A 20512-nucleotide genomic window follows, 5' to 3' on the forward strand; every position below is an offset into this window, starting at 1 on the left:
TCTAAAAAACCGTTTCAAAATTATGGCACTTTAACTCCACTACATATATTTGTAAAAATTACTATAATATATGATAACATCAGATCAAATAAAAGATCTTAATTCCCGTCTAGACATACTTAGACAATATCTTTGACTTAGATGCTAAGCTCATAGAAATCTCAAACGAAGAAGAACAAACTTTCGACCCAAATTTCTGGAATGACTCTAAAGCTGCCGAACTGGTAATGAAATCCATTAGAGAGAAAAAAAGTTGGGTTAAAGATTATAACGATGCTAAATCTCTTTTTGAAGACCTAGAAGTTATTTACGAATTCTACAAAGAAGACGAAGCTCCTATGGAAAATGTTGAGAATCGTTTCGATTCTGCCCTTAATGCCATAGAGAAACTAGAATTTAAAAACATGCTTTCTGAAGAAGGGGATAGTTTAAGTGCTGTTTTACAAATTACAGCCGGAGCTGGCGGAACAGAGTCTTGTGACTGGGCAAGTATGCTAATGCGTATGTATTTAATGTATGCAGAAAAAAGTGGTTTTAAAGTTAGAGAACTCAACATGCAAGAAGGCGATGTTGCTGGTATAAAAACAGTAACGCTAGAGATTGAAGGCGACTTTGCCTTTGGATGGCTTAAAGGTGAAAATGGCGTGCATCGTTTAGTGCGTATTTCTCCTTTTGATAGTAATGCAAAACGCCATACTAGCTTTGCTTCAGTATATGTTTACCCATTAGTTGACGATTCTATTGAAATAGACATTAATCCATCGGATATTGAAATAACAACCGCAAGATCTAGTGGAGCTGGTGGGCAAAATGTTAATAAGGTAGAAACAAAAGTACAGCTATTACATAAACCTTCTGGCATACAAATTCAATGTTCCGAGACACGTTCTCAACACGATAATAGAACTAGAGCAATGCAAATGTTAAAATCTCAATTATACGAAATTGAGCTGCAAAAACAAATGGCACAGCGCGATGACATTGAAGCTGGAAAAATGAAGATTGAATGGGGAAGTCAAATTAGAAATTATGTTATGCATCCCTATAAATTAGTAAAAGACGTGCGCTCAGCTTATGAAACAGGTAATGTAGATGCTGTTATGGATGGTGACATAGAACCATTTTTAAAGGCCTATTTAATGATGATGGGCCAAAAAGAAGATTCGGCATTATAATTGTAATACACAAAATAAAATGATTAAAATATACCATAACCCACGATGTTCAAAATCTAGACAAGGTCTTGCAATTTTAGAAGATTCAGGTAAAGATTTTGAAACAATAAAGTATCTAGAAGAGACTTTAACGGCTAAACAGTTAGAGACTATTATTTCAAAATTAGGAATTAAACCAATGGATTTAATTCGTAAAAACGAAGCTATATGGAAATCCGATTTTAAAGGAAAAATACTTTCAGATTCAGATATTATTGCAGCTATGGTAAAACATCCTAAATTAATTGAAAGACCAATTGTGGTAAATGGAGATAAAGCTGTGGTTGGCAGACCTCCAGAATCTATATCAGATATTATATAATACATTACATATGAAAAAGTCAATTTTACTATTATTTGCACTATTGTTTGCTATAAGTACTCAAGCCCAAATGCGCAGAAATACGAGTAGAGTTCCACAAACTAGTAGTGAGCCGACGGAAGAGCAGCTAAAAAAGCGTGCTCAAGAAATGGAAGAAAGAAAAGATGAATATATAGATAACTTCTTAACCACTTTAGAGGCTGATGAATTTCAAAAACATATAATTAAACAAAACATTAATAGTTTTTTTGAAGCTAAAGTTGCGCTTTTTAAAATACAATATGAACATAGTATAGATCGTAAAACTGCTGTAGAGAATTTAGAAAACACTCATTTTAAAGACTTAGAGGAACTTATTTCCGAAAGCGACATGGCCAAAATTAAAGAAATGATTAAAGGTGGTTTTGATGAAAAAGAAGTTCTAAAAGAAAAGAAAGAGAAACGCAAAAAAAAGAAACGTAAGAAGGATAAAAACTAATCCTCTATTATAAAAACATATTTTCATTTTTAATATTTTGCTTTAACAAAAGATTAACCTCTTGCAATTAAACTAAGGGTATTTTTGCTAGTCTAACAAAGACTAACATTTAACCAAAAATTGTAATGAAGTTTAATTTTTACTTAGTATTAATATTTATTTTAACCTTTTCATTTACAAATGCACAAAAAAGCATAAAAATAGAAGGCATAGTAGTTGAAGAAGGATCTAACATTCCCTTAGAATACGCTACTGTTGTTGTTAAAACAAAAGAAAACAGCAAAATTATAACAGGAGGCATAACAGACGCTAAAGGAAAATTTAAAGTAGAAATTCCATCTGGCAACTATATAATTTCCATAGAATATATCTCTTACAAGACCAAAACTTTTCCTGAACAAAACATCTCAAAACACACTGATTTAGGCACCATTAAACTAGCTTTAGATGAAGAATCTTTAGACGAAGTTATGGTTGTTGCAGAACGTACTACTGTAGAAATTAAACTCGACAAAAAAGTCTATAACATTGGCAAGGATTTAACAACTGCAGGAGGTACCGTCAGTGATGCATTAAATAATGTTCCTTCTGTAACAGTAGATGTAGAAGGTGCAATTAGCCTAAGAGGAAATGAAAATGTACGTATTTTAATAAACGGAAAACCATCTGCAATGGCCGGTTTTGGAGACAGCAATGTACTAAGCCAATTACCTGCTGATGCCATTGAACGTGTTGAAGTTATTACATCGCCTTCCGCTAGATATGATGCAGAAGGAACTGCAGGTATTCTAAATATAATATTAAGACAAAAGGAAACATTAGGATTTAACGGCTCAGTTACACTTACTGCAGGTAACCCAGACAATGTTGGAGTTTCCGCTGCATTAAATTACAGAAAAGAAAAATACAACCTCTTTTCTAATTTTGGTTGGCGTTATTTTGATGCTCCAAGAACTTCTTTAATAGATGTTAATTATTTTGATAGCGTGGAAGATGATGGTTCAATTTCAGAACCAGAATATAGAAGAATCATAGAAAACCAAGATGTAGATCGCATTAGAAGAAATTACAACGCTAATGTTGGTATGGAATATTTTCTAAGCGAAACCTCATCTATTACAGGTAGCATATTCTATAATTTTGGTACAGATGCGGATGTTGGTCTAAACTCGAGTGAAAGAATAAACAATGCTATAATTGTTGAAGAAACCTTAAGAAGAGAAAGAGAAACTGAAGAAAGTGACGGCTACCAAATAGCCGTTAATTATGCAAAACAGTTTGGTGAAGATTCCGACCATAAGTTAACGGTAGATTTTCAATTTGAAAAAGACAAAGAAGATGCATATACCTATTTAAACGAAGATTACGTATTTACTAATGATACAGATGCAGAAGCATTTCAAATAGAACAAGAATTTACAAATGAAGATCAAAAGGAATACTTAATCCAAGCAGATTATGTATTACCACTAGGAAAAAGTTCTAGATTTGAAGCTGGTTACCGCGGAAATTTCAAAAACAGCATCACAGATTATCAGTTAGACCAAGAAAATTTTGATACTGGAGAATTAGAATTAAATGAATCTGTTTCTAATATTTTTGATTACAATGAAAATGTGAACGCGTTTTATACCCAATACGGAACTAAACTAGGTAAATTCTCTTTTTTATTAGGCCTACGATTAGAAAACACTCAACTTAAAGGTGATATAGATTCGAGATTAACAGAAGAAGAATTAAATGACTATTTTGGTTTCCCAATAGAAACAAATTTTGATAAAAATTATTTAGGCTTATTCCCTACCGTTAATTTAATTTATAACCTCAACAAAGCAGATTCAGACATTGAAGAAAGTATTACTCTTGGTTTTAACAGAAGAATAAATAGACCTCGAGGACGCTATATAAATCCGTTTCCGTCGCGTTCTAGTAGAACCAACATTTGGCAAGGTAACCCTAATTTAGATCCTGCGTTTTCTAGCACTTTTGATTTAGGATATTTAAAACGATGGGAGAAATTCACATTAACATCTTCTATTTATTACCAGCACGAAACAGACTCTTTTGAGCGTGTACAAGAAAATACTGGACAACAAACTACGGATGGTATTGACATAATTAGAACAATACCTATAAACTTATCGTCTAATGATCGTACAGGAGTAGAACTAGGATTAATGTATACACCAGCTAAATGGTTAAGATTAAATTCTAGCTTTAATTTCTTTCAGTTTGAAACAGAAGGTGAATTTAATGGTGTAGATTATAGTGCTAAAAACACAAGTTGGTTTGCACGCTTTAGCTCTAAAGTTTCGTTGCCTCTAGCAATAGATTGGCAAACTAGTGCTTTTTACAGAGGTCCAAGACAAGAAGCACAAACAGATGCTAAAGGTATATTTTCTTTAGACTTAGCTTTTAGTAAAGAAATATTAAAGAAAAAAGGAACATTGGCCTTAAACGTAAGGGATTTATTTAACTCCAGAAAATATAAGGCAACAACAACGACAGATTTCTTTGAACGTTACAACGAATTTCAATGGAGACAAAGACAAATAAACGCTTCATTCACTTACAGGTTTAATCAAAAACTAAACAAACGTGAGCGCTCTGGTCAAAGAGGAAATGATGGTGATGATTTTGACTTTGAAGGATAAAAATCATTTTTAATTCAAAAAGGCACAAATTGTAAATTAAATACATTTTGTGCCTTTCTTTTTTATGCAAAACTTAGATTATTTCACTTCTTTTAAAGCGTTATCTATTAATGTGCGTAAATGTTGCTTATGTGCCTTACTTGAAACATTACCACTTGGTGCGGCCATATTTCTAATTTGTTTTAAGTTATACAACGCCATTGATTTTGCGTTATTTGTATAACGGCCATTTTGCTTTCCAATTAACATTTCTATAAGCATATTAGTGTAAGCCAATTGTAAATTTTGTCTAAACGAATTTACATTTCCAAAAATATCAGCTTTAAAAATAGACGTATTCAAATCAGTCATAAACTTAGACAAACTATAGTCATTACCATACAATTCGCTATCAGTAATTCTCTGTAACGTATTACGATGTAACAAATGTCTTAATACATTACTCTGATAAGTTAAAACTTGATTATGAATTTTTGGGTCTTCTGGTCCTCTCATAAAACCATAACCTCTTCTTTGCATTGCTAAACTATTGTACAAATCATTTGGTGCATTAAAGGCATCAGGTGCAAAAGCATATTTCTTTAATGCATCCATAGCTCGTTTTTGATCTTCTAAACTTACAGGTGTGTAAGGTTGCGTACCTCCTTCTTGTCCAATCATTGCGCGATCTACATAAACTCCACCAATAAATCTTGAAATCACATTCACAGCAGTTGCTCGCTGACCACTTAAAATATAGTATGCACGTCTTAGCTCTTGATACGATTCTCCTTTTTTAGAAAATTTAGATTTTACATCTTTCATCATGCTATCTACCAACTTAATTCTGTCAATAGAATAACCTATTTGATCGTTAGATAAATCACCAATCATTACTCTTGGGTCAATTGCTTTTCCTGGAGCACGCATATCATCTGCGTCATTACCAAATATTAATTGTGGCTCAGTAGACCTATTAAGTAAGGCTATCTTTTCTTCTTCAGATTTAAAAGGTGTATATCCAAACTGAATTGCCCAAACATCGTATGGTCCAACAGTAGTATCATAATATTGACCTTGGTCTGCTCTGTTTTTAGTAAGATTAATTCCGGCATAATCCATTACAGAACCTGTTAAACATTTTCCTTCAATAAAATCTTTGTTTGCTAATTCTTCAGGTGAAAATAACTGACTAGCCTTCATGTTGTGGTTTAAACCTAAAGTGTGACCAACCTCGTGCATAATTAAAGCTAACATAGCCTCTTCTTTCATACGAGCCATTTCTAGTTCAGAACCACTTGCTGCTTCAATTACAGCTTGGCCAAACATTGTATTCTCATGCATTACATGACCAAATGAACATAACACTTTATTTTTCTGTAAGTAATCTGTTGCATCAAATTCTGCATCTGCTTTTGCCAAATCAAATAATTGATCATAGAATACTCTATTTGTAAAATGTACATATTCTAACATAATATCTGCTCCAATAATCTCACCAGTTTTAGGATTAACAAAACTAGGTCCATAACCTCCAAATGGTGGATTTGGTGAAGACGTCCAACGTAACACATTATAATTAATATCTCCAGCATCCCAATCCGCATCATCTGGCTGTAATTTTACAACCATTGCGTTTTTAAACCCAGCTTTTTCAAAAGCCTTATTCCATTCTAAAACACCTTGAGTAATAGTTTCTCTCCACTCCACAGGTGTTGAGTTCTCCATCCACCAAGTTATTGGCTTTACGGGTTCTGAAATTGCAGCATTTGGATCTTTCTTTACTAAATTCCAACGATGTACTAAATCTTTATATGGCGCTGAATTGGTAGCTGTTTGATCATTAACCTGTGTTGTAAAATAACCAACTCTTGGATCGTCTAAACGAATCTCATAATCATTCTCTGGCATCGCGATTAAACTGTGAAATACTTTAATACTCACATTTCTACCATCGGTTACACCTCTTGACCCTCCATTTAATACCGAAGGTTTAGAATACACATACTCTACCTCTAAGTTGGTATTATCCTCGTAGTTTTTTATAGTATTAATTTTTGTTTTTGTTTTATCTAAATTACCTAATGTAAAAGACAAAGGGCTAGCACCAGGAAAACGAGGCGGTTTTACCTGAGAGAAGGTTTCTTTTAAAAACAAGCCATCTGCTTTTATTAAATAAAGACCAGATTTATCATCTTGGGCTTCAATTTTTACCGTAGCCATAATTCCTTCACTCGTATTGGCATCTTTAGATTTTGAAATAGCATTTTCAGGATCAAAATAGAAAGAAGTATTTTGAGACACGAATTCAATTTTATTGAAATACTTTTTCACTTTAAAAACCTTAGAACCACCATAAGCACCTCTAAACCGTCCTGCATCAATTACACCATTAGACACTTGATTAAAGTGAATATACTCTTTACCAATCTGATCTTCACTAATCACCATTTGAAGAGAACCTGTAATAGTATCTCTATACATTGTAAAAAGCCCTTCTATTTTCTTACTAGATTTAGTAAGGTCTTTTATCGATTTAGTTTTAGATTTTGGTTTCGGAGCAGCAGCTTCTGTTTGGTCTTTCTTCTTTTTCTTTTTACGTTGCGCTTCGGCATTTTGAGGTGCCATAAAAGCACAAGTAACTAGTGCAATAGACAGCAGTCTAAAGACATTCCGTTTTTTGATTTTCATGATATATTTTTGATTTGTTTGAATGTCAACAAGATATAGAATAATTGAGACATAAAATTTAAAATTTTTGTTAAAATAGACTAGCCATAGAATATGCAAGAACGTAAAAGAGAATTCCCATTTTATTATTTGAGAACTATTTTAGCTATACCATTTTAGCATAATTATGATATAATTCATAATCAGTAATTCTATTTTTAGCTAACTTGCTAGAATGAACACCATTGCAGAACGGATATATGATTTTTTAAAAGACTTCCCTCCTTTTATTATGTTGGCTCGCGAGCAACTTTTAGCTATTTCTGAAGCTGTTGAAGTTGGCTATTTTGAAAAAGAACAACCTATATTTAAAATTAATCAACCTATTGAAAATCATTTTTATGTAGTTAAAAATGGTGCCATTGGCTTATATACTGACCATGGAATTATTGTTGACCAATGTGATGAAGGTGACATTTTTGGACTTAGAGCTTTACTAAGAAAAGACAACTATATTTTAGATGCTATTGCCATAGAAGAAAGTATTGTGTATTCAATTTCTTCAGAATTATTAGAGGAATATATTACCATTAATTCTGAAGCTAGTCAGTTTTTAATGAAAAGTTTTATCTCTAATACCAAACAATTAGAATCTGATACCTCAACTATAGTTTCATCAGAATTTACAAATCTTCAGTCTATAGATTATTCTAAAAACCCTGTGACCTGTACTATTGACACCACAATACAATCTGCTGCCCTAACTATGACAGATAAACGTATAGGTTCAATAATTATAGAAAAAGACGGGAAACCTATTGGTATTATAACAGATAAAGATTTACGCATAAAAATTGCAACAGGTCGCTTTTCAATTTCAGAATCAGTTTCTAAAATTATGTCGTCACCTGTAATCACCTATCCCGAAAATACAACTGTTGCAGAAGCGCAAATTGCCATGCTGAAACATCAAATAACCCATTTATGTATAACGGAAGATGGTACAAATACTTCTGAATTAACAGGTATTTTATCTGAACACGACATTATTGTTTTAAGAGAAAACAGTGCTTCATCTTTAGTCAAAGAAATTAAGCGAAGTAAAGACATATTGCAATTAAAAGATATTAGAGCCAAAGCCGAAAAGCTACTAAAACGGTATTTAGAACAAGATGTACCAATTGAGTTTGCCGCTAAATTAATCTCAACAATTAACGATGTTATTACTCAAAAAATAATAGACTCTGCGATAAAGCAACAAGACACTAATCCTCCAACAGAATTTGCTTGGTTAGCTATTGGAAGTCAAGGCAGGCAAGAGCAATTATTAATGACAGACCAGGATAATGCTTTAGTCTACGAAAATGTTTCTGACGATAAAAAAGAAGCGACTAAAACTTATTTTCTAAACTTAGCAAAGCAAATTAATAACGACCTAGAAACGGTTGGGTTTGAATTATGTCCGGCTGACATGATGGGAAGCAATCCTAAATGGTGTTTATCGGTTTCAGAATGGAATCTTCAGTTTAATAGATGGATAACAATGCCAGACCAAGACAACTTAATGCTATGTACCATTTTCTTCGATTTTGAACATATTTATGGAAGTAAAACACTTATTGAAAAACTGTCTCAAAGTATTTTTAAGAGTATTGAAGACCATGATATATTTTTAACCTACTTAGGAAGAAACGCGTTACAAAACCCTCCGCCTCTAAGCTTTTTTAGACAGTTTTTAGTTGAAGAAAGTGGTGAGCATAAAAATCAATTCGATATTAAAGCGCGCTCTATGATGCCTTTGGTAGATGCAGCACGATTACTTATTCTATCACACAACATTAAATCTATAAACAATACTGTAGAACGTTTTAAAAAATTAGTTGAATTAGAACCGCAAAACAAAGACACTTATTTATTCTGCATAGAGGCGTACAAAGACTTGCTGTGGTTTAGAACCGAACAAGGTTTGCATAATTCTGATTCTGGAAGATTCATTGATGTACAATCGCTAAGTAAACTAAATAGATTAAAACTTAAACGCAGCTTTAAGGCTGTAAAACTTGTACAAGAACTTATTCAAACCCGATTTAAACTTTCTCAATTAATGTAACATGAATTGGTTTAAACGCAAAACGTATCCTGAATTCTGGCATAATTATGTGGCTCATTTTAAAGAAAGCAAACATCATAAATTAAAAGATATTCGGTTTATTGTATTTGATACCGAAACTACAGGTCTCAACACAAAAGAAGACCGTATTTTATCTATTGGTTGCGTTGGAATAGAAAATTTTAAAATCAAAATTGCTGACCAATTAGAATCTTACGTAATACAAGAGCATTTTAATGCAGATACCGTAAAAATTCATGGTTTACTAAAAGAAGGAACATTGTCTAAACTTGAAGAAGAGGAAGCAATTATTCAATTTTTAGATTTTGTAAAGGACGCTGTTTTAGTGGCTCATCATGCTGCTTTTGATGTTGCTATGATTAATAATGCTTTAAAACGAATGCAACTGCCTAAACTTAAAAATAAAGTATTAGATACAGGCCATTTATTTCAAAAAACAAAATTAGATACGACAAAAGAACATTTTAGTTTAGATGAACTTTCTAGCCGATTTAACATTCCTTTGCACGACAGACATACAGCTTCTGGTGATGCCTATATCACAGCTATTTTATTTTTAAAACTACTATCTATTTTAAATAAAAATAAAGATTTAACCTTGAAAAATTTATTGGGTTCTCACAAGAGGATTGGCTTATTATAAACAAAAGACACACCCTAAAAAGAGTGTGCCTTTAACTAACTAATTAAAAATTAAGATTAATTTTTGCCTTTTAAGCAACTACGCTTAGTTTTTTATCTGTCTTTAATTTGTTTGAACCAGATTCAAACTGATTAGACGTATTATTTTCTCCTCCTGCTTTTAGAGCTTTTTCACCTGCAAAAAATGTTTTGTGGTCATCACCTAAATCAGAACCTGCCATTCTTTGATGTTTTACACAAGACACATTTTTTCTAATCTCTTGTCGTTGCACGCCTTTTACATAAGCCAACATACCTTCTTCTCCAAAATAACCTTCGGTTAAATCATTCATATGTAACGCTGTTGTATGATAGGTTGGTAATGTAATTAAGTGATGAAAAATACCAGCTTCTCTCGCGCCATCCATTTGGAAGGTCTTAATTTTCTCATCTGCTCTATGGCATAATTCTGAATGGTCATATTGCGCATCCATTAAATTATTTCTATCGTAAGCCGTCATGTTTTCTCCTTCAGCAAGCATTTCATCAAATACTTGATTACGGAAATTCAAAGTCCAGTTAAATGATGGTGAATTATTGTAAACCAATTTAGCATTTGGTACCACTTCTCTAATTCTGTTAACCATGTGTGCAATTTGTTTTACGTTTGGCGTAGGTGTTTCTATCCATAATAAATCTGCACCATTTTGAAGACTTGTTACACAATCTAAAACTACACGATCAATATTTGAGCCATCTTTAAACTTATACAACCCATTAGCTAATCTTATAGGACGCACTAATTTTCCATCACGCTTTAATAAAACATCGTCTTGCTTTGCATCTTCAATAGCAACTTCTTCTGCATCTACAAAAGCTAAATATTGAGACGCTAAATCACCAGGCTCTTGGCTTACAGGTAATTTTTGAGTTAAACCAGCACCTTCAGAATCTGTTCTTGCTACTATAATTCCGTCTTCTACGCCTAATTCTAAAAACGCATAACGCACTGCATTTAATTTAGCCACAAAATCTTCATGAGGAACTGTAACCTTTCCATCTTGATGTCCACATTGTTTGGCATCCGAAACCTGATTTTCAATTTGAATAGCACAAGCACCTGCTTGAATCATCTTTTTAGCCAGTAAATATGTTGCTTCCTCATTACCAAAACCAGCATCTATATCTGCGATGATTGGAACGATATGCGTTTCAAAATTATCAATTTCATTCTGAACATCTTCTCCATTTTCTAATCTTCGGAATAAATCATTTAGTTCAATCGCATCTGCCTGACGTAAGAAATCATAAATTTCTTCAATTAGTCCAGAAACAGCTGTTTTCTCATGCATTGACTGATCTGGTAATGGTCCAAATTCTGAACGTAATGCTGCAACCATCCAACCAGAAAGGTATAAATAACGTTTACTTGTTGTTTTGTGGTGTTTCTTCACTGCAATCATTTTTTGCTGCGCCACAAAACCATGCCAGCAACCCAAAGATTGTGTGTAATTTGATGAATCTGCATCATAAGCTGCCATATCTTCTCTCATAATAGCAGCTGTGTATTTTGCAATATCCAAACCTGTTCTAAATTGATTTTGAGCTACCATTCTGGCAGCGCTTTCAGGATTAATAGCATTCCAAGTTTGTCCGTACTTTGCTTTAAGATTTCTTACGGTTTCTAATGCAGAACGATAGTTACTTTGTCCTAAATTTTTCATAATTTTGTTTTTGATTATTAAGTTTATTCCAAATTTTGATAATTACGTCTCGTAATCTATTCCAGTAGTTACGAGACATTTTTTTTTATATTAATTGATATGCTGAAAGTGTTAAAAACTCTTCGAACTCTGTTTGTGTTACTAATCTTTTGAAAAGTGAAATAGCTTCAGAAAATTTGGTGTTTTTAATTTTCCCCTCTCCTACTTCTTTTATTATTTTTTCAACTTCATCATCAAACAATTCATCAAATAAAGTTTTATTAAAAACTCGACCATCTTCTAAAATCACTTCGTTTTTTAACCATTGCCAAACTTGTGTTCTCGATATTTCTGCCGTTGCAGCATCTTCCATTAAGTTGTAAAGTGCCACTGCACCATAACCTCTTAACCAAGCTTCGAGATAAAGAATACCAACATTGATATTTTTTCTTACACCAGCTTCTGTAATTGTTCCTTTTGGAATTTCTACTAAATCTGCTTCGGTAACCACAACATCTTCACGCTTCTTAAAAATCTGATTTGGTGTTGGCATATATTTATCAAACTCCTGCATAGCAACAGCAACCAAATCAGGATGTGCAACCCAAGTACCGTCGTGTCCATTTTTGGCTTCACGCTCTTTATCTACTCTTACTTTTTCGAGCGCAGCTTTGTTAGCTTTAGGGTTATTTTTAATAGGAATTTGTGCAGCCATTCCTCCCATGGCATGGATGCCTCTTTTATGGCATCGCTGTATTACAAGATTAGAATATGCAGCCATAAATGGTGTGGACATAGTTACTTGGTCTCTATTTGGTACCACGAAACCTCTATGATTTCTAAACTTTTTGATGTATGAAAAAATATAATCCCAACGTCCGCAGTTTAAACCTACAATATGGTCTTTAAGTTCATAGATATATTCGTCTAATTGAAAACTTGCTGTTATGGTTTCAATTAATAAGGTAGCTTTAAAAGTTCCATTTGGTATTTGTAAATAACTCTGAGCAAACTCAAATACTTCATTCCACCAACGCGCTTCTAAATAATGCTCTAATTTTGGCAAATAGAAATAAGGCGCAGAATCGTTTTCCATTAATGCTACTGTATTATGGTATACGTATAGACCAAAATCAAATAAACTACCAGACATTTCCTCACCATTTAAAATGAGATGACGTTCGTTTAAATGCAAACCTCTTGGTCTTACAATTAACACAGCTGTTTGGTCATTAAGTTTATAATGTTTACCTCTAGCTTTATCAACGAGTTCAATAGTTTTTAGGTTAGCGTCAATTAGATTTTGTTGCCCTTCTAAAGTATTTTTCCAACTCGGCGCATTACTATCTTCAAAATCTGCCATAAATGTTTTGGCTCCTGAGTTTAAAGCATTGATTACCATTTTACGATCCACAGGACCTGTAATTTCCACACGACGGTCTTGTAAATCATCTGGAATTGCAGCTGCTGTCCAATCTGACTCTCTTATAGATTTTGTTTCTTCAGGGAAAGACGGAAAACCGCCTTTATCGAAAACGAGTTGCTGCTGTTCTCTACTTTCTAATAAAGATAAACGAGAAGCATTAAATTTTTCTTGTAATACTGTAAGAAACTCTAGAGCGTCTTCAGTTAAAAGTTTTGGATAGAAATTTGTCACCTCTGGTGCGAATTTCATTTTTTGCTGTGTTGTTACTGAAATTTCCATGCTATAGTTTTATTTGATGAAGCAATGTTACAACCAATTTTTCAAAAAAACAAGCGAACGTTCGCTAAAAATATATTTTCGCTATTTAATTAAGTTCGCAAATTGTAGTATATTTGCTACTATGGAACAAGATTATATAAAACTAATATTTGGACTAAAGCTGAAGCAAATCCGCACAGACAAAGGACTTTCGCTATTTGGCTTATCTAAATTATCTGGACTTTCAAAATCCTATTTAAACGAAATTGAAAAAGGAAAAAAATATCCTAAACCAGATAAAATTGCAGCTCTTTCTGAACATTTAGACATTCCTTATGACGAAATGGTATCCTTAAAGCTAGATAAAAATCTTGCTCCTATTGGTGAAATATTACAATCGAAATTGCTTAAAGAAATACCTTTAGAAATATTTGGAATTCAAGAAAGCACAATGATTGATATTATCTCTAATGCGCCAGCAAAAGTGACAGCATTTATTAGTACAATTATTGAAATTGCAAAGAACTACAACTTTAGCAAGGAGAGTTTTTACCTAGCTTCTGTGCGCTCTTTTCAAGAAGCCAATAACAATTATTTTGATGACTTAGAACAAGCTGTTTTAAAATTTTCAAAAACATATCAAGTCGATTTAACAAAACCAATACAATCCGCTGAACTTGAAGAAATCTTAACTGAAGAATATGGTTATACTATTAATTTTAATGAATTAACATCGCACACTGAATTAAAAAACTTACGCTCTGTTTTTGTTCCTAAAAGCAAAACCTTATTACTAGCACGCCACATAGATGATGCACAAAAAACTTTTATCTATGCTAAAGAAATTGCCTATAATTATTTAGAAATTAGTGAGCGACTTTACACTTTCTCTTGGATTAAATTTGAAAACTTTGATCAAGTATTAAATAATTTTTATGCTTCGTATTTTGCTGGTGCTTTAATTATACCCAGAGCTCGTTTAGTAGATGATTTAAAAGAATTATTTTCAAAAACCACCTTTAAAACTAAAGATTTTAAACAAATTATTAGTAATTATAATGCATCACCTGAATCAATTTATCAGAGATTAACCAATATATTAACAAAGGATTTTAATCTTAAGAGCTTGTTCTTTTTAAGATTTTCTCATAAAAAAGACTCCAATCACTTCAAACTAAATAAAGAATTACATTTATCTAAACAACAGTCTCCACATGCTAACGAAACTAATCAGCATTATTGCAGACGTTGGGCATCTTTAAAAGTTTTAGAACAGATTAGTAAAAGCAATAAACCTCATGAATTTGATATTCAAATTTCTAATTATTCAAATGAAGATAAGAGCTATTTAGTATTCTCTTCTGCCACTGCAGACCCTTTTGTTGCTAATAGCTATAGAAGTGTAACTATTGGTATTCAAATTAATAGTCAACTTAAACGTAAAATTGCCTTTACTGAGAGCGAGTCAATCCCTAAAACCCAAGTTGGTGTTACATGCGAGCGCTGCGTAATCAGTGATTGCGATGTAAGACAAGCAGAACCAACCAGTATTATTTCTGCTCAAAAAGATGCAAAAATTGCTGATGTGGTAAATAAAATTCAAGAAAAATACAGTAAATAACTACGAAATAATATTTACAATTTTAGAATAACTTATCTCTTCAAAATCTGAAACCACCATATTAGCTAAGGTATAATCTTGACCAGAAGAATGTTTGCTTTTATAACCTGCACAAAATATACCAGCAGCATGTGCTGCTTTTATTCCGTTTGTAGAATCTTCAATCACCATACATTCCGATTTTTTAAAACCCGTAAATTCCGCAGCTTTTAGAAAAATTTCAGGATGTGGTTTCGATTTTTTTAAATCAGCTCCACTAAATTTTGCACTAAAATACTGGTTTAAATCAAAGTAATTAAAAATTTGTTGAATTCCAGGCATTGATGCTGAAGACGCAACAACCAAAGTAACATTGTTAGCATGATAATCTTTTATTCTATCTAAAACACCATCTATTAATTGTAAATCGTCATTTTCAAAAATACTATTATAGTGCTTGCGCTTTAAGCTCACCAAATATTCTGGTGTTTCACTTAAAGAGAAATGATCGACTAATCGTTTGCATATATTTATAGTAGATTGCCCAGTAAAAGAGGCATATAAATCTTCTTTTACATCAATAGAGACTTCGTTAAACATTTGGTGATAAGCTTTTCTGTGTAATGGCTCTGTATCTACAATAACACCATCCATATCGAATAAAACTGCTCTTAACATTGTATTTTTTTTGCAAAGATAAAAAAGCAAATGGCATTGCCGAACAGAAGAACGGATAATGCCATTAAGTTTATACTAATTTATGCTTAGTTTTGTCTTATAATTAATACTTAAGATACAATGGCCAAAAAAGGGCGCGAAAAAAATACGACAAACAAGGCTAAACACAGTAAGTTAATTGCTCAGAAAAAGAACAAAATTAAAACTAAAGATGCAGAGCGTAAAGCAAAATTAAAAGCCATAGTTGAATTAGCTAAAGCTAAAAAAACGAGCGAATCTTAAATGCTACTTTACATTATCAATAATATCTTGAACAACTTCTGGATTTAATAATGTACTTGTATCGCCTAATTGGTCTGTTTCATTGCAAGCAATTTTTCTTAAAATTCTACGCATAATTTTTCCACTTCGTGTTTTTGGTAATCCATTTGTAAATTGAATTTTATCTAGCTTAGCAATAGGTCCTATCTGCTCTGTAATAATCTGATTTATTTCCTTACGTAAATTATCATGGTTTCTATATTCTCCTGTTTCTTTTAAGGTAACATAACCATATAAAGCATTTCCTTTAATATCATGAGGATAACCAACTATTGCACTTTCTGCAACAGCAGGATGCTCATTAATAGCATCTTCAATTGGAGCTGTACCTAAATTATGACCAGAGACAATGATAACATCATCTACTCTACCTGTTATTCTATAATAGCCTACTTCATCTCTTAAAGCTCCATCTCCTGTAAAATATTTATTGTCGTATGCCGAAAAATAAGTATCCTTATAACGTTGATGATTGCCCCAAATAGTTCTCGCCATACTTGGCCAAGGAAACTTTATACATAAACGACCATCCACTTGATTTCCTTTAATTTCTTGTCCATGCTCATCCATTAAAGCAGGCTGAATACCAATAAAAGGCAGTGTTGCATAAGTTGGTTTAGTAGGTGTAGCAAAAGCGATTGGCGTAATCATAATTCCGCCTGTCTCTGTTTGCCACCAAGTATCTACAATTGGCGCTTTTTTCTTTCCAACATTATCGTCATACCAGTGCCAAGCTTCTTCGTTAATAGGTTCTCCTACAGTTCCTAGAACTTTAATTGATGATAAATCATGTTTCTCCAAATGCTCAACACCTTCTTTAGCCAAAGCTCTAATAGCCGTTGGTGCCGTATAAAATTGATTGACTTTATGTTTTTCTACAATTTCCCAAAAGCGTCCAAAATCTGGATAACTTGGCACACCTTCAAACATTACAGTAGTTGCACCATTACATAATGGTCCATAAACAATATAACTGTGACCTGTAATCCAACCAATATCTGCAGTACACCAATACACATCTTTTTCTCTATACTGAAATACATTCTTAAAAGTATATGCTGAATATACCATATAACCAGCTGTTGTATGCACCATACCTTTTGGTTTCCCTGTTGACCCAGAAGTATAAAGAATAAATAATGGATCTTCTGCATCCATTATTTCTGGTACACATTGGTGATGAGCTTTATCTAATAAAGGTTGTAACCATTGATCTCGACCTTCTTTCATATTAATCTCAGAATTAATTCGGTTGACCACCAAAACATTATTTACGCCTTCACACTCTTCTAACGCTTCGTCTACGATACCTTTTAAATCTATTGTTTTTGAACCACGATATGAGCCATCTGAGGTGATTACCATTTTGCAATCACTATCATTAATTCTTGTTGCTAATGCAGTAGATGAAAAGCCTGCAAAAACTACAGAATGTATTGCTCCAATTCTAGCACAAGCCAATAAGGATATTGCTAACTCTGGTATCATTGGTAAGTAAATGCAAACACGATCTCCTTTTTCTACGCCATTTTCTTTTAAAACATTAGCAAACCTACAAACACGCTCGTGTAATTCTCTGTATGTAATATGTTGAGATTCCTCTTCTGGACTGTTTGGTTCAAAAATAATAGCTGTTTTATCTCCTCTTGTATACAAATGTCTATCTATACAATTTTCTGTTATGTTAAGTTTTGCTCCTTCAAACCATTTAATCTCTGGTTTTGAAAAATCCCAACTTAAAACATTATCCCATTTTTGTCGCCACAAAAAATGTTCTTCTGCTATTTCTTCCCAAAAATTCTCTGGATTTCTAACCGATTTACGATAAACTTGATAATACTCTTCTAGATGTTTTATGTGATAATTACTCATAATTTTGTTGTTTAATATTTAGTTATTTATAAATCCCAATATGATGGGTTTGATATTTAGTTTTTATTTCTTCGATTATTGTTACATCATCAATGGTAGATGGTATGTTATACTGTCGTTCGTCTGCTATATTTCTTAATAATTTACGAAGAATTTTTCCACTTCGAGTTTTTGGTAACCGGTCAACAACTAAGACATCTCTAAATGATGCTACAGCTCCTATCTCCTTACGTACATCTTGAATAATCTCTTTTTGAATTACACGATTATCTAACGTCTCACCAGACTTTAAAACCACTAATCCCAATGGTTTTTGACCTTTTAGTTCACAATGCACTCCAAACACAGCACATTCTGCAACAGCTTTGTGAGATGCTACAATTTCTTCCATTTCTGCTGTAGATAGCCTGTGACCAGCAACGTTTATAATATCATCCACACGTCCCGTAATAAAGACATAACCATCTTCATCTTTATAACCACCATCGCCTGAAAAATAATACCCAGGAAATCGATTTAAATATCCAAATTTAAAACGTTCTGGATTTCCCCAAAGATTGCTTAAAGTACCTGGAGGCAAAGGCAATTTAACGGCAACATAACCTTCTACATTATCTTTAACAACGTCACCTTCTTCATTTAAAATTTGAATATCATACCCACAAACAGGCAAACCTGCAGAACCTGGTTTTACAGGTTGTAATCCAACACCAACCATATTAGCCAACATAGGCCATCCACTTTCAGTTTGCCACCAATGGTCTATTACTGGAACATTAAGTTTTTCTTCTGTCCAATTTAAAGTCGCAACATCACAACGTTCTCCTGCTAGAAACTGATATTTTAAACAAGACAAATCAAACCTTTTAATCATATGACCCGTTGGGTCTTCTTTTTTAATGGCTCTAATAGCTGTTGGTGCCGTAAACATCACCTTTACATTGTGTTCACTAATTACGCGCCAAAATGTAGAAGCATCTGGTGTTTTTATAGGTTTACCTTCAAATAGAATTGTTGTATTTCTATTTAATAATGGTCCATAAACGATATAACTATGCCCTACAACCCAACCTACATCACTTGCCGCCCAAAATGCCTCACCTTCATTTAAACCATAAATATATTTCATAGAGAATTTTAAAGCGGTTGCATAACCACCTGTGTCTCTTATTATTCCTTTTGGTGTTCCTGTAGTTCCTGAGGTATATAATATATATGAAGGATGCGTTGACTCTAGTGATACAGCCTCTATAGATGGAGATTTATCAACCAAAGTTAAATAATCTACGTCATAGTTTTTTTTTGGTATCTCAACACCCAGTTCTCGATCAAAAACAATAACATGTTTCGGTTTGTTCATAGCTTTTACAAGGGCTTCATCTACAAATGGCTTATAAGGAATAATACGTTCAATTTCAATACCATTTGATGCAGTAATTATCAGTTTAGGCTTACAATCATCAATTCGTATGGCGAGTTCATGTGGCGCAAAACCGCCAAACACAACCGAATGTATTACACCTATTCTAGCACATGCCAACATAGCATATAATGCTTGCGGAATCATTGGCATATAAATGATACAGGTGTCTCCTTTTTGTAATCCTAAATCTTGTATTCCTCCAGCAAGTTTAGATACCTCATGATGTAATTGATTAAAGGAAATATGTTGTTTTGTATGAGTTACAGGAGAATCGTAAACAATAGCATCTTGCGCTCCAAAACCAGCGTTAATATGCTTATCTATACACAAATAGCTTAAATTAAGTTGTCCATCTGAAAACCATTGTGTATAATTATATTTATCCTTGGATATTATTTGTTCTGGCGCTTTAAACCATTCTAATTGATTGGCTTGTTCTGCCCAAAATTCCTCAGGATTTTCAATACTATTTTTATAAAAATTTTGGTATTTCATGACTATGCTTTTTTAGATTTAAGCAAGCCAAACCAATTAGGATTAAGCACCTTGAGTTTTATTAACACCCAAATTATCACCACAAAACAAACTCCCATCACTATTGAGTTGATAGGACTTACCTCAGCAGTATTTTCAAATTTAAATCTTAAATAAAGCGTAGCAACAGCATAGATACTTATTAAAATATCTGACGCTAACGGATTAATATGAAATTTCATGTCTTTAAACTTTTAATTAAACTTAGTTTGTTTGCATACAAAACCAATTTATTAAAAGACTTAAAAGACTATTTCTAAGTCACTAGTTCCAATATTTCTGAAACTATTTTTTTTACTGAAAAAGGCTTTGTTAAATATTTATCCGCTCCAAGTTTTAAACCTTTTTCAATATCTGAAGCTTTATTTTTAGCAGTTAAAAAAACGACTTTAGTATTTCTTAAACTGTCTGTATTTTTAATATGTGTTAATGTTTGATATCCGTCTACATTTGGCATCATAATATCTAACAAAATTACATTAGGAATTTGATGTTTTAATATTTCTAAAGCCTCACTTCCATCCCTTGCTATAAACACTTCAAAATTTTGTTTTTTGAAGGTATATTCTAACGACATCACAATATTTGGCTCATCGTCAACAATTAATATTTTCTTCTTCATACTTTA

The 20512-nt window shown here is 32.8% G+C and carries 16 protein-coding genes; 8 read left to right on the forward strand and 8 right to left on the reverse strand.

Annotation, left to right across the window (positions count from 1 at the left end):
* Positions 1 to 70: 70 nt before the first annotated feature.
* From prfB to HNV10_RS04475, 4 genes are all read left to right on the forward strand, one after another.
* A protein-coding gene (gene prfB / locus HNV10_RS04460) for a peptide chain release factor 2 (protein ID WP_173300153.1) occupies positions 71 to 1175 on the forward strand; the annotation gives its coding sequence in 2 pieces (ribosomal slippage) (positions 71 to 133 and positions 135 to 1175; 1104 coding nt in all).
* Positions 1176 to 1194: 19 nt separating this feature from the next.
* Positions 1195 to 1536 carry an arsenate reductase (glutaredoxin) gene (gene arsC, locus HNV10_RS04465; RefSeq protein WP_173300154.1) on the forward strand — a complete coding sequence of 114 codons (342 nt, stop codon included), beginning with the start codon at positions 1195 to 1197 and terminating at the stop codon, positions 1534 to 1536.
* Positions 1537 to 1546: 10 nt separating this feature from the next.
* On the forward strand, positions 1547 to 2014 hold the full coding sequence (locus HNV10_RS04470) for a hypothetical protein (protein ID WP_173300155.1): 468 nt from the start codon (positions 1547 to 1549) through the stop codon (positions 2012 to 2014).
* 125 nt (positions 2015 to 2139) lie between these two features.
* Complete coding sequence (locus HNV10_RS04475) at positions 2140 to 4668, forward strand: outer membrane beta-barrel protein (protein WP_173300156.1); 2529 nt, start codon at positions 2140 to 2142, stop codon at positions 4666 to 4668.
* A 78-nt stretch (positions 4669 to 4746) separates the two neighbouring features.
* Here HNV10_RS04475 and HNV10_RS04480 read toward each other — a convergent pair whose 3' ends face one another.
* A complete protein-coding gene (locus HNV10_RS04480) occupies positions 4747 to 7338 on the reverse strand; it encodes a zinc-dependent metalloprotease (protein WP_173300157.1) in 2592 nt (863 codons plus the stop codon).
* A gap of 214 nt (positions 7339 to 7552) precedes the next feature.
* Between HNV10_RS04480 and HNV10_RS04485 the strand changes: the two genes are divergently transcribed.
* Both HNV10_RS04485 and HNV10_RS04490 read left to right on the forward strand, forming a co-directional pair.
* Complete coding sequence (locus HNV10_RS04485) at positions 7553 to 9427, forward strand: DUF294 nucleotidyltransferase-like domain-containing protein (RefSeq protein WP_173300158.1); 1875 nt, start codon at positions 7553 to 7555, stop codon at positions 9425 to 9427.
* Between the two features lies 1 nt (position 9428).
* Positions 9429 to 10091: a 3'-5' exonuclease gene (locus HNV10_RS04490; RefSeq protein WP_173300159.1), complete on the forward strand. Its 663-nt coding sequence runs from the start codon at positions 9429 to 9431 to the stop codon at positions 10089 to 10091.
* Positions 10092 to 10161: 70 nt separating this feature from the next.
* Here HNV10_RS04490 and HNV10_RS04495 read toward each other — a convergent pair whose 3' ends face one another.
* The gene (locus HNV10_RS04495) at positions 10162 to 11793 is read right to left on the reverse strand and encodes an isocitrate lyase (RefSeq protein ID WP_173300160.1); all 1632 of its coding nucleotides are present in this window, start codon (positions 11791 to 11793) and stop codon (positions 10162 to 10164) included.
* Positions 11794 to 11878: 85 nt separating this feature from the next.
* A complete protein-coding gene (gene aceB / locus HNV10_RS04500) occupies positions 11879 to 13477 on the reverse strand; it encodes a malate synthase A (protein ID WP_173300161.1) in 1599 nt (532 codons plus the stop codon).
* 121 nt (positions 13478 to 13598) lie between these two features.
* On the opposite strand from aceB, the gene HNV10_RS04505 reads away from it, so the two are divergent.
* Complete coding sequence (locus HNV10_RS04505; protein WP_173300162.1) at positions 13599 to 15077, forward strand: helix-turn-helix domain-containing protein; 1479 nt, start codon at positions 13599 to 13601, stop codon at positions 15075 to 15077.
* Here the strand turns inward: HNV10_RS04505 and HNV10_RS04510 are convergent, their stop codons facing one another.
* Positions 15078 to 15734: an HAD family hydrolase gene (locus HNV10_RS04510; protein ID WP_173300163.1), complete on the reverse strand. Its 657-nt coding sequence runs from the start codon at positions 15732 to 15734 to the stop codon at positions 15078 to 15080.
* A gap of 120 nt (positions 15735 to 15854) precedes the next feature.
* On the opposite strand from HNV10_RS04510, the gene HNV10_RS04515 reads away from it, so the two are divergent.
* A complete protein-coding gene (locus tag HNV10_RS04515) occupies positions 15855 to 16016 on the forward strand; it encodes a hypothetical protein (protein WP_173300164.1) in 162 nt (53 codons plus the stop codon).
* A gap of 3 nt (positions 16017 to 16019) precedes the next feature.
* On the opposite strand, the gene acs is transcribed toward HNV10_RS04515, so the two are convergent.
* From acs to HNV10_RS04535, 4 genes are all read right to left on the reverse strand, one after another.
* Positions 16020 to 17927 carry an acetate--CoA ligase gene (acs, locus tag HNV10_RS04520; protein ID WP_173300165.1) on the reverse strand — a complete coding sequence of 636 codons (1908 nt, stop codon included), beginning with the start codon at positions 17925 to 17927 and terminating at the stop codon, positions 16020 to 16022.
* 22 nt (positions 17928 to 17949) lie between these two features.
* Positions 17950 to 19845 (reverse strand): acetate--CoA ligase, encoded by a 1896-nt coding sequence (locus tag HNV10_RS04525; RefSeq protein WP_173300166.1) that lies wholly within the window; start codon positions 19843 to 19845, stop codon positions 17950 to 17952.
* 2 nt (positions 19846 to 19847) lie between these two features.
* Complete coding sequence (locus HNV10_RS04530; RefSeq protein WP_173300167.1) at positions 19848 to 20066, reverse strand: hypothetical protein; 219 nt, start codon at positions 20064 to 20066, stop codon at positions 19848 to 19850.
* Positions 20067 to 20140: 74 nt separating this feature from the next.
* A complete protein-coding gene (locus HNV10_RS04535) occupies positions 20141 to 20506 on the reverse strand; it encodes a response regulator (protein ID WP_173300168.1) in 366 nt (121 codons plus the stop codon).
* Positions 20507 to 20512: the final 6 nt, after the last annotated feature.

It is taken from the genome of Winogradskyella litoriviva (assembly GCF_013249065.1).
Taxonomy (GTDB): domain Bacteria; phylum Bacteroidota; class Bacteroidia; order Flavobacteriales; family Flavobacteriaceae; genus Winogradskyella; species Winogradskyella litoriviva.